At 52.1% G+C, this 11,772-nt stretch carries 8 protein-coding genes and 2 pseudogenes; 5 read left to right on the top strand and 5 right to left on the bottom strand.

Annotation, left to right across the window (positions count from 1 at the left end; genetic code table 11):
- Positions 1-35: 35 nt before the first annotated feature.
- Positions 36-1,280 carry a sensor domain-containing phosphodiesterase gene (locus C1N64_RS11015; RefSeq protein ID WP_058701691.1) on the bottom strand — a complete coding sequence of 415 codons (1,245 nt, stop codon included), beginning with the start codon at positions 1,278-1,280 and terminating at the stop codon, positions 36-38.
- A gap of 658 nt (positions 1,281-1,938) precedes the next feature.
- Here C1N64_RS11015 and C1N64_RS11010 point away from each other — a divergent pair.
- Positions 1,939-3,513, top strand: a complete 1,575-nt coding sequence (locus tag C1N64_RS11010) for a methyl-accepting chemotaxis protein (RefSeq protein ID WP_394514796.1) — start codon at positions 1,939-1,941, stop codon at positions 3,511-3,513.
- Between the two features lie 152 nt (positions 3,514-3,665).
- On the opposite strand, the gene C1N64_RS11005 is transcribed toward C1N64_RS11010, so the two are convergent.
- On the bottom strand, positions 3,666-4,241 hold the full coding sequence (locus tag C1N64_RS11005; protein ID WP_205951782.1) for a histidine phosphatase family protein: 576 nt from the start codon (positions 4,239-4,241) through the stop codon (positions 3,666-3,668).
- 392 nt (positions 4,242-4,633) lie between these two features.
- Here C1N64_RS11005 and C1N64_RS11000 point away from each other — a divergent pair, with 392 nt between their 5' ends.
- A complete protein-coding gene (locus C1N64_RS11000) occupies positions 4,634-5,800 on the top strand; it encodes a methyl-accepting chemotaxis protein (protein WP_162285599.1) in 1,167 nt (388 codons plus the stop codon).
- A gap of 319 nt (positions 5,801-6,119) precedes the next feature.
- Here the strand turns inward: C1N64_RS11000 and C1N64_RS10995 are convergent, their stop codons facing one another.
- Positions 6,120-7,049 (bottom strand): flagellin N-terminal helical domain-containing protein, encoded by a 930-nt coding sequence (locus C1N64_RS10995; protein WP_394514795.1) that lies wholly within the window; start codon positions 7,047-7,049, stop codon positions 6,120-6,122.
- A 174-nt stretch (positions 7,050-7,223) separates the two neighbouring features.
- Positions 7,224-8,180: a LysR family transcriptional regulator gene (locus C1N64_RS10990; protein WP_324028526.1), complete on the bottom strand. Its 957-nt coding sequence runs from the start codon at positions 8,178-8,180 to the stop codon at positions 7,224-7,226.
- A 70-nt stretch (positions 8,181-8,250) separates the two neighbouring features.
- On the opposite strand from C1N64_RS10990, the gene C1N64_RS10985 reads away from it, so the two are divergent.
- Positions 8,251-9,174 (top strand): alpha/beta hydrolase, encoded by a 924-nt coding sequence (locus C1N64_RS10985; protein ID WP_375092641.1) that lies wholly within the window; start codon positions 8,251-8,253, stop codon positions 9,172-9,174.
- A 335-nt stretch (positions 9,175-9,509) separates the two neighbouring features.
- Positions 9,510-9,947: a VOC family protein gene (locus C1N64_RS10980; RefSeq protein ID WP_283787104.1), complete on the top strand. Its 438-nt coding sequence runs from the start codon at positions 9,510-9,512 to the stop codon at positions 9,945-9,947.
- Positions 9,948-10,428: 481 nt separating this feature from the next.
- Here C1N64_RS10980 and C1N64_RS10975 read toward each other — a convergent pair.
- Positions 10,429-10,810 (bottom strand): annotated as a pseudogene (locus tag C1N64_RS10975) (methyl-accepting chemotaxis protein); the annotation flags it as partial.
- A gap of 1 nt (position 10,811) precedes the next feature.
- Here C1N64_RS10975 and C1N64_RS10970 point away from each other — a divergent pair.
- Positions 10,812-11,689, top strand: a pseudogene (locus C1N64_RS10970) (dihydrodipicolinate synthase family protein); the annotation flags it as partial.
- Positions 11,690-11,772: the final 83 nt, after the last annotated feature.

Here is an 11,772-nt window from a genome sequence, read left to right as displayed (position 1 = left end):
GGGCGCAGGTTTTTACGATGCGGCAGCGTGCCCATTCAGCTTGGTTTTGAACGTCCCGGTAATATCTTACTTTCCGCGCCCTGCTGTTTAGCGGAAAAATCCTGTTCCACAGGGTGTTCTGTGCCCATCCGGCTACTGATGTCGATACCGAACACACAGAAGCCCAGCAAGTCTTTGGCTTCATCCTCCACCCGGGTAATGATAACCAGATCAATTCGACCGCCCGGCAGCGTCACTTCATAAGGCGGGTAAGGCAGCCCTTTTTCGCGGAAGTCCTGAAGCCATAACAGTTTATCCGCCTCCGAAGGGATGACTTCATAGATATAACGGTCGATGAGATCGTCCAGCTCCCAGCAGACGCGTTCGGCGAAGGTCTCACTGGCATCCACGATCCGGAGATCCGTGTTGAGGAAACAGATGGAGGTCCCGGGCGCAGCGTACATGGACGAGATCTGATGCGCGCGCTGATCGAGAGACATGCGTTGTACCCTGCGATGAAATTTTTTACCCGGTCGGGTGAGTAGCAACGCGTGCGTCTCATCTGCGGTCAGCGGCTTGCCGAATAAATAGCCCTGCGCATAGGTGCAGCCTATTTTCCGCAGCATTTCCGCCTCTTCCTCTGTTTCAACCCCTTCGGCGATCACGTCCATATCCAGGCTGCGTCCCAGGCCGACAACGCTGGAAACAATCTTGCGACTGTCCTTTTGGTGCAGCATTGAGCGAATGAAACTGCTGTCGATTTTGATTGTGGTGGCAGGAAGCTGAATGAGCCAGGCCAGGCTTGAGAATCCGGTGCCAAAGTCATCCATTGCTATCATGCAGCCCATATCTGAAAGGTAATCAATCTGCGCACGTGCTGAATCCACATCATCTATCAGAGCCGTTTCGGTGATTTCTATCTTGAGCCTGGGCAAACTGAAGGCGTACTGATTTGCCACGTGCTTGATGATGTCAGGCAGATGGCGGCCCTTCAGTTGGGAAGGCGAAACATTAACCGATAAAAACTGCTGTTCGGGCCAGGTGCCTGCGGTCAGAATGCCCTGGGTTAACAGGACGGCGGTCAGTTCATTCAGCAGGCCCTGACGTTCCATTTCGGGAATGAATTGATCGGGCGGGATAATAAGCCCGTCCGGTAAAACGCGGCGGGCCAGCATTTCAAAGCCGACTACCCGCTCATCCTCGAGCGACACAATCGGCTGAAAATAAGGCGTAAATTCACCGGCCTGAAGCCGTTTCTTAAAGCAGGTATGCAATGTCGCATTTTTTCTTTTCGTGTTCATTCAGGTGCCTGCAACCTGCCGCGTGTTTTCATCCGGCCGTTATGGGTGATCGGTTAGTCGTTAAGTCCTCATAAAATGACGAGGTTTCATATCTGAAAAAGGCGCGCTGGCGGAATGTCTGCCGTCACCCTCTCTTTCAGTCAGTCATGAAAGGTTGAGCCGCCGTGAGACGGCCGCATCATATTGCTGCACGTCGGGAAACGCCGGGCGTTTTGCCTTTCATTCTTCTGCCAGCACTTGCGCTGTGATCGTGTTATCGGCATTAAACAAGCGAACCGTAGTGATTTATGCTTTTCAGTTGCGAATCACCTCGCATGATCCCCGCCAAGCCCCTGCCCTGTCTTGCTGACAGGCTGCTGAAGAGCCGCAGCCAGGCGTCGCATTGACCGTGATGATCGGGCTGGGGCGAAATTTTTTCGTCCTGCGTGGCGCGTCACTGACAAACGCCCCGGGAAGACGAGGGACACCGTCACGGCAGACTGGCTTGTCCCCGCAGCAAAAACGCGGTGCTACCGCTGCCTTGCTTCATCCTGAACAAGCCGCCACGTGGGAGGTTATGTAAAGACAGAGACTGACTATGTAAATTATTCCTTGTCTGGCCGGGCCTGCCGATAACCTTTTTGCAGCATTAGCGGAAACAATTCTTATGGAGAACCTTATGTTCAGACCAGGAAAAATGTCACTCAACATGATGCTCAACGCGGCTTTCCTGACCGTCATCATGCTCGGCGTGTGTATTACCCTTTTTGCCGGTATCAAGCTCAGTACGGTCAGAGATCAGCAGAAGCTGACGGTGGCCCGACTCAATGATTTACGCACCTTACAGACCATTAAGGACAACGTTGCACAGCAAACTACGCTGCTTCTGGCGGCATCCTCGGGTGACAGGCACGCATCCACACAGGATATCGCTGCAAAATTTGCGGCATTACAACAAAACAGTGATGACACCACCGCCCACTTCCGCACGCTGATTAACGGAGCGCGTACTATTCCGGGTATTAACCTCAGCGAAGTGGATGAAGCCTCTGACTTTTTGAAAAAAATCGAAACGTCATCGCCGCCTTTCAAGGCCAGTGCGACGCGAGTCCTGCAACAGGACGGCAATGCCGTCCGTGAACATATCGACAACGCGCTACTGACGGACCTGGCGAACTACCGCTCAGCCGTCAGCGATATGGTGGCTTATCAGGATCGTGTGACCGGCGGTACGGCAGTGAAGACCGAAACGGGGCTGGCAGGCGTGTTCCTGTCGCTGAGCGTGCTCACCGTGGTGTTTATCGCTCTGGGCTTTGTCATGAGCTGGCTGATTACGCGCCGTATCAAGAAACAGTTGGGCGCAGAACCCGCCCAGGCACAGGCGCTGGCCGCCGCTATTGCCGCCGGCGATCTGAGTACGCCGGTTAAACTTCGCCGCGATGATGCTTTCAGCCTGATGGCCTCACTGGCAGGCATGCAGGACAACCTGCGTGACCTGGTATCGCAGATTAAAGCCTCATCCGCTTCCGTCTCGCTGGCGGCCGATGAAATCTCACGAGGTAACACCGAGCTGTCTTCCCGAACCGAACAGCAGGCCGCCGCGTTACAGGAAACGGCCGCCAGTATGGAGGAGCTGACGACAACGGTGAAAAACAATGCCGCCAGTGCGCAGAAGACCGCCGAGTCTGCCCGTGAGACCGCATTGCTGGCACGTAAGGGGGAAACTGACGTGCAGAAAATGTCGGATACCATGCACACGATTTCGGCCAGTGCGCTTAAAGTTCGCGACATCATCGCCGTGATTGAAAGCATCGCCTTCCAGACTAATATTCTGGCGCTCAATGCCGCCGTAGAAGCCGCGCGCGCCGGTGAAGATGGCCGGGGTTTTGCGGTCGTTGCGGGGGAGGTCAGAACACTGGCGCAGCGCAGTGCGACGGCAGCCCGTGACATCAAGCAGCTCATTGAGCAGGCGGTTACGCAGGTGGAAAGCGGCGTGGGCGTCGCACAGGGAACGGGGGAAAGTATTCTGAAGATTGTCGGTATGGTCGGCTCACTGGCGTCCGCCATGGATGAGATTTCACTGGCATCGACTGAGCAGATGCAGGGTATTTCGCAGGTCAGCATCGCCGTCAGTCAGATGGATGGCGTCACGCAAAATAACGCGGCCCTGGTTGAGGAATCTTCCACCGCGTCTCACGGTCTGTCTGATCAGGCGCATGCGCTCCAGGCGATTGTGGAAACGTTCAGGGTCTGACCCCGACAGAGGCCAGATGCAGATGCTGGCCTCTTTCATGCTCAACGCGCCGCTCTCAGCTCTCCCCTTTCCCGTTTCTCAGCCATCAGGCATCGCTGTCTTTTAGCGGCTTCGTTACAGGCTTTCATGTCAAACCACCTGCGCATTCATTTCTACCGGTCAGGACAGTCAGATGAAACGCCATTCAGTCCCTCGGCATCCTGTTTAAAGGATTTAAAATGCTGATTGTCGTCAATTTTCACCACATAGACAGAATCGAAATCGGTTGCTGACCAGTCCGGCACCTGCCCGGCATCCCCACCCGTTTTTTCAACCAGCCTGCGCGCAGCGGTCACCAGATTTTTGTGTTCCCAGGAGATAAACGTCAGAGGCACCGCTTTTTCTGCCAGCAGATCCGCGACCAGCTTATTGGGCTTGTCGGCGTGAAAGCGCAGTATGACGGGTTGAGAAACCTGTACCGCCAGAGGAATAAGGGTTGAAAGCGGGCGCAGTGAACTGCCGGTTTTATCCTCTTTCGGTGCCGAGGCATAAAGCGCATCGGGATTGCCGTAACGGCTGAGCAATACCCTCGGCAGTTTCAGGGCGCGATTCAGCCCTTTGCAGGTCAGTTGCCCGCTGGCGTTGTCGGGCTTTTCGCCATGACGGAAAAACACAAATGTACTGTCAGCCGAAGCCTGCAACGGGATAAGTGTTGCAAGACCAAACAACAGCGCGAAAACGTTTTTCATCCGGGTTTCCTGTTGGCGATGATGGCGGAGTGGATAACCTACTTCACGTGGGCCTGTAATAACCAGGGGTAAATGATGGGTAAGACGGCAAAAGCAAAAGACTGGCGAAAATATCGCGGTTGATGTGGTCAGATTTATCGGCTGTACTGCGTCTGCCAGGCGCGAATATTTTTTGGCGGCGGTCTGTGATTATAAGGCCTGCCCCGTTTCCTTTCTCTGCGTTGTAAGAGACCGGCCCGCGAAAAAAAGCCCCATTCGGGCATTACCCTACATGATCTGCAGACAAAGCTGCCCGGCTAAACAGTAGAAAATTTCATCATTTAGCTGACTTATGCATCCTGCAACATGGCCGATAACCAGTCTGTAATTAATTTTAATCACAGGGAGCAGTTATGTTAGGCAAATTATTCAGGAAATCCCCGCCCGCGCCAGAAGTCATTTTACCGCCACGCCAGGAGGTGCCCGTCGAAGAAGTGCCGCCATGCGGGGCGTTATCCGATCGTCTGGACAGTTTTTTGGCTCTGCTGCCAGAATTCTTGTGGGTCTGTGAGGGGAAAGACATCACCGACAGCACTCCGCTCTGGATTTCATCTGCCGCGCCGTTTAATTTTCCGCAAGGGGGCAACAATATTCTGACTCTCTCGGCGCTTTGCTCGCTTGTTCATGATGAAGACAAAAGTCATTTCAGACAGCTTTTACGAACCGTTCAGCCCTCTGCCGCTTCCGGTGTGACCCATAAATGCCGTTTTATGACGGCAGGCGGCAGCTACGAATGGTTTCAGGTAGCCGTTAAACGTGAGCGCGGCGCTGACGGCCATAACCAGAGGCTGACAGGTACGTTGCTGAACATCAGTGAGGACGTGGCGCACGAAAGCGAATATGACATTGTCATGACCCGCTTCAACCTGTCGCGTGAAATGCTGAATGACGGGCTCTGGGACCTGCAGATCATCAATGGTGACCCTTTACATCCGAATAACGTTTTCTGGTGGTCCCCACAGTTCAGAAAACTGCTTGGATTCGAAACCGTTGAAGAGTTTCCTGATGTGATTGACAGCTGGGCTTCCCGTCTCCATCCCGACGACAGTCAGCACACGCTGGATGCCTTTATCAAACACCTTAACGACCATTCGGGCGCAACAGGTTATGACGTTGAATACCGCGTTAAACTCAAAAACGGCAATTACCGGTGGTTCCGTGCACGTGGGCAGACCCGACGGGACAAAGAGGGTATACCTTTGCGGGCGGTCGGGGCGCTGATCGATATACAGACGCTGAAAGACCAGGAAGTTCAGGCTGAGCATGAACGCCAGCGAAGAGATGAGGCATCAGCCTCTGTCAGTGAGATCGCTGATTTAGTCTCTGAAAATGCCAATATTGCCGCTCAGATCAAACTCATCTCACTGAATGCCAGCATTGAGGCCGCCAGAGCCGGCGTGCAGGGACGAGGGTTTTCTGTTATTGCCAGCGAAATCCGCGAACTGGCCGACAGAACCGCGGAGATAACCGAAAACATAAGCCGTCTGCAAATCCGGCTGGATGCCTCTTCGCGCCTTTAAAATCATCACTGCACCCTTCAGTTTCATCGCACACTTTCTGGTTGGCTTCCGGGGAGTGTGCCCACTACTCAACACAACATCCCATTTTGCCGGGCTCGGACTGAATTGCGCATCATACCCTTTACTGCCCCTGCTACGGGTCCAAAACCGGGCCTGGTCATCGGTGAATATGCGTTAACGCGCGATGAGACAAAATATGGACTGGATTTTGCTTGTTTTATGGACTGTATCACAGGGTGTGCAGGCAGGAAGAGCGCTTACGCTTCACGGCGCTGAATGCTGATGAGCTGCATTACGGAATGCAGCTCACCGGCGTCTGTTAACGAAGCAGAGACAGCATGGTCTGTGGCACCTGGTTGGCCTGTGCCAGTACAGAAGAACCGGCCTGCTGCAGGATCTGCGCGCGGGACATGTTTGACACTTCCGTCGCGTAGTCCGCATCCTGAATACGGCTGCGGGCAGCGGTCAGGTTGGTCACGGTGTTGTTCAGGTTGCTGATGGTGGACTCAAAACGGTTCTGAGACGCACCCAGCAGGCTGCGCTGGTTGTCGACCGCCTTAATCGCTTTATCAATGTCGGCCAGCGGCGTATTGCTGGACCCCGTCCCGCCAGTGCCGCCGGTGACCGCGCCCTTCAGAACGTCGAAGCCGATAGCAGAGGTGCTGCGGGCATTGCCGTTTACGGTCTGGCCCGTGGTTGTCTCGGTATTCTGGGTGGTGCCAGACTGCCCCGCTGCCGCCAGGTCGAAGCCGTCACTTGCGCTCAGCGTAATGCCGATTGTCTGACCGTCTTTTGCGCCTACCTGGAAGTTGTAGGTGGTGCTGCCGGAACCGGTGTTCAGGACTTTAATGCCGTTGAAGTCGGTTTGTTTGGTGACGCGGTCGATTTCCTGCATACGCTGGTTAACTTCCGCCTGGATTGAGTCAATGTCAGACGCTGAGTTAGAGCTGTTCTGCGCCTGAACGGTCAGGTCGCGTACGCGTTGCAGGTTATTGTTGATTTCGGTCAGGGCGCCTTCAGCCGTCTGCGACAGAGAGATACCGTCGTTGGCGTTACGGGCTGCAACGGTCATACCGTTGATGTTAGAGGTAAAGCGGTTAGCGATGGCTTCGCCGGCTGCGTCGTCTTTAGCGCTGTTGATGCGCAGACCGGAAGAGAGACGCTCAATTGCCGTGCCCAGAGCAGACTGTGATTTGGTCAGGTTATTCTGCGTAACCAGTGAAAGCGTATTGGTGTTAATGACGGCCATGTTAAGTCCTTGTAGTTAAAGCGTGTATATCACGCTATACCGTTATCGCCACAATAGTTACTTTCTTTAACTGTGTCACAGAGAAATCATTTAACTGTCATAGACTGCTGCTTTTTTAACCCGGTCTCGTTGCTGATAATGCCCGCGTTGAGCGAGAAATGGAGATATATATTCTCAACGAGAGATATTTCTTTTTTTATGATTACTCAGAAAGTTTTTTAGGCCATCAATAAAAATGCGCACCCTCAGGGAGAGATGTAAGCGAGTGGGGTAAATAGCATGGATAGCAACCTCCTCGCCTCGGGTATCAGCCAATACCTGTACCAGGTGCCCTGCTAAAATATCCTTTTCAATCATGAATGAAGGTAAATAACCGATACCCAATCCGGCTATGGCAGCTAAGCGTATGGCATCGCCGCTGTCGAACCTGACATGGTTCCTGCCGTTCAGCGTTATTTGCCCATGCTCCTCGTCAAAGAGTGTCCATGCGCCTGAAGCCGCTCCTAACCCATAAACAAGACGACGATGTTCTTTGAGGTCAGCGGGTGATTCCGGTTTACCCCATTGCTTAAGATAGTCCGGTGATACGAATAGCTGTGACCTTGCTCTGTCGATCACCTGTGTGATGTATTGATGGCTTGTGGCTGCACTGCCTACCCGAACGGCAAGGTCAAATCCTTCTTCCACCAGATCGACAACCCGATCGCTAAAGCTGACTTCAATGTTTATATTTGGTGAGTTCTGTAAAAACGTCTGGAGAAAAGGAAGGATAACCATTTTGCCATAACCCTCTGACACGGTCAGTCTCAGAATGCCTTTTGGCACTGGTGAATTATGCCGGATACTGGCTTCGGCTTCTTCTATGTCTTCCAGTAATCTGCAGCAGCGGTGATAGAATTCATGCCCCTCTGTGGTCAGAGATAACCGCCGCGTGGTGCGTTGAAAAAGCCTTGTCTGCAGGTGCTCTTCTAACCGGGTTATCGCTTTACCCGCCGCAGAGCGCGTTAACCCCATCGCCTTGCCGCCAGCAACAAAACTCCCTGCCTCTGCAACAGCGACAAAGATCCGCATTGCCCTGATGTCCAGAGCGGAGCCTGTAGACATTGTCGAAGCGATTTTCCTGCCCGTCATTAGGGAACCTTTTTCGTCAATAATTATTTTAAAGTGAAATTGTAGAATTTCACTTATTAAGGTCACAACAATGCTGTCGAAAAATGCACAAAAGCTCTTGAATGGATGGATAGCTGCCGCTGGCCCGGTTGTACAGAAGCTGTATGGTCAGTCTGAAGACAGCTGGACTGATATCCGTAAACACTATATGCAAGACCTTGAAAAAATTTTTCCTGCTATCGAAGGGGTTTCCTGTCACACCACCACATTGGGCAACGTGCCGGTAATGATCAGCGAAAATCAAGAACATGCCGGAAGCCGGGTAGCGCTGTACATTCATGGCGGCGGCTATGTGCATGGCGGTGTCGAAGCGTATCGGGGATTAACGGGCAGGATAGCCACATCGTTAAAAGCCAGCGTCTATACCCCAGACTATCGACAGGCTCCCGACTTCCCTTTCCCAACGACTGTAGATGATGTTTTTTCAGCTTATCGGTCATTACTCGACAGTGGTATCGATGCCAAGAATCTGGTTCTGGCAGGCGATTCAGCGGGAGGTGCAATGGTAATTACAGTGATGCGCAAGGCGCGTGACGCGGGTATTCCGCTCCCCGCTGCGGCAGTGGCTATTTCACCCTGGGCAGATCTCACTCATAGCGGTTTGTCAGCCACGACCCGTGAGGGAATTGATCCTGTTTGTAGCGTTGGTTTTCTCAACCGATTAGCAAGAGAGTTTCTTGCAGGTGAGCTTCCGACGCATCCTGATGCCTCTCCGGTTTATGCGAATGTTCAGGGGCTTGCACCCACACTAATACAGGTGGGTGAGAATGAAGTTATGTTAAGTGGGGCGATTCAACTCGCTTCGAACTTAGGGGAAGCACGTGTGCGCACGTCGCTTGAAGTCTGGCCCGGCATGTTCCATGTATGGCACTTACTGGCCGGTACCCTGCCAGAGGCCGACCAGGCGCTGCGCAATGCGATTCGTTTCCTGGATGATGCTTTAACAGAGGGTTAACCTGCTAACAATAAATCAGCACGGCATTTTAAAACCAACGTCCGCTTCTGGCACGGAGCGGACGCTAAGATCTCTTCCTTTGTCCGCTATGAGCGAAAAGCGGACGTTCGTCGTTTTTCTACATCAGGTAAAGACTTGTAACGCAGCCTCTTATCAGTCAACCGGGAGCAGCTAACCTGTACAGCTGTCGCTATGGAGGAATCGAAAAATACATTATTCAGACACACGGTTGTGATTTTTTTCCTGAAAAAAATCCCCTCACACTTATCGTGAAGAAATAAAACAGGCATTTAAGATAGTTGTATGCTCAATTTTCAAAAACAGCAGGTAATCTCATGATTTTAAGTGCTGATCACGTCGGTTTTTCAGTTAAAAATATTGAAGACTCATTATTCTTTTGGACCCATATCCTTGGAGGGAAGTTATTACGCGAAGGGAAAATGTCTGGACCTGTTATTGATGAAGTAACAGGCGCAAGGGGAGCGGATGTCCGAATGGCTTTGCTTGAACTGGCTGGCATTAAAATTGAATTATTACAATACAATAACATTGAACAGCCACAGGAGCCTTCAGCACCCTATATCCCAGGCTACGCGCATCTTGCGTTTATAGTGCAGGATCTTGATGTGCTCTTGAGCAAAGTATCGGACTATGGCTGGAAGACGCCAGGGAAACCGCAGACAGTTTTGTCAGGACCCATGCAGGGAACCAGAGTAATATATTTACAAAGCCCCGATGGTCAGACGCTTGAGTTGATGGAACGCAGTCAATGAAGCCCACATGTTATGACTTATTAAAACAGTAATATTTGCAATGTTTGCTTCTGGCACAAAGCAGACTCCCGGTTATCTCATTTAAGATGAGCCATCAGTATATCACTACCAAATAACCCCTTAATTTCTAAAAAAATAAACACTGGTTAAGCTGTGCCGGCAGTGTTGCGAGGCTGTCGGCACTGCTTTTCCCTGTAACAGCTGACTTAGATGAGTCTGTTAACGTTGGCCCGATCCTTCCTTTTCATAAAGTTCAGGCTATCCACACAAATCCTGATCGCAGGGCGGATGCATATTACTGAATAAACAGGAAAGTATTTATCCACCGTGACAACCCGGCACTTAAACGGAACACGCTCCTGGAATGTCTGCCAGTTATTATCAGAACGACCCGCTTCGCCTGGGGAAGGATAAACATGCTCCTGCCCTGACGTTTCCGGGCTGATTACCGGCTTCTTATTTTCTGAGGTTTTGCGGGGCGATATAATAAAAGCAGAAACCAGTTTGCTCAGTGACATGGCCTGTTCCTTAAGGGACAGCGCAGCCGCAGAAGCTTCTTCGACAAGTGCAGCATTTTGTTGTGTAACGTCATCCATCTGATTGACCGCCTGATGAACCTGGCTGATACCCTGCGACTGTTCTCTGGCCGCCACTGATATTTCATTAATAAGGTCGTTCACCTGATTCACCGCATCGTTCATGCGGTCAAGATTATATCTGACCCCCTCAGTCTGTTCCGAACCTTTATGGATAAACTGCATCGACGAATCAATCAGCTCTCTGATTTCCTTTGCCGAGGAGGAGGTTCGTTGCGCAAGATTACGCACCTCGCCAGCCACCACGGCAAAACCACGGCCTTCTTCAACGCGCGACGGACGTATTGATTATGATGCCATTCAGCGCCTGGGGAGCTGGCTGGGCAGCATCAATGGTGTTAAAGGATGTGTTGTCCTGGGGCGTGCGGGTGAAGGCACATTTTTGACCCAGGAAGAACAGGCCTCGGTAATACGTGCTTTCGTTACGTCTGTTGAAGGAAAAATTCCTGTGATTGCAGGTATCACCGGTGAGGGGACGGAAGTGGCAGCGCTTGAAGCTATGGGGCTGTTGATGCGGGGGCTTCAGCTGGCCTTCTTTATCCTTCACATGGCTGGCTCCGGTTCGGTTATCAGGATGGTGCTCCTCAGGACCGCTATCGCGTTGTTTATGAGGAAAGCGGGCTACCGTTGATTCTGTTCCAGTACCCGGATGTGACCAAAGCGACTTATAACCTGAAAACCTTACTTGATATCTCAGCGCAGCCCGGGGTTTTTGCCATGAAGAACGGTGTCAGAAACATGCGTCGCTGGGATACAGAAATCCCCTTGATTCGCCGGGAGCGTCCTGATCTTCAGGTGCTGACCTGCCACGATGAATATTTGTTGCACACCGTTTTTGATGTGGATGGCATGCTAGTGGGCTACGGTAATATCGCCCCGGAACCTCGGATTGAAATGATTAAGGCGGGCAAGGATCAGGATTACAGTAAGGCCCGTAAAATCCATGACCGCCTGCTGCCTGTAACGAAAGCGGTTTACCATCGCGGATCGCACATGGAAGGCACGGTGGCACTGAAACATGCACTGGTTGCACGTGGCATTCTTGACCATGCGACAGTGCGTTCTCCCCTGCTTCCTTTAGGCGATGGCGCAGCAGCAGAAATCCATGCGGCGATGCGTTCTGCTGAACCTGGGCTTGTAAATTAGTGTTCCTTGTCTGAGGCTTGATTAGCCGGCCAGACGTTTAGGGCCGGTTAATGTTTTATCAAAAAGACTGTCAGTGAATACGA

The sequence above is a fragment of the Pantoea sp. SGAir0215 genome (genome assembly GCF_043543215.1).
This window is presented reverse-complemented; position numbering and strand designations above follow the sequence as displayed.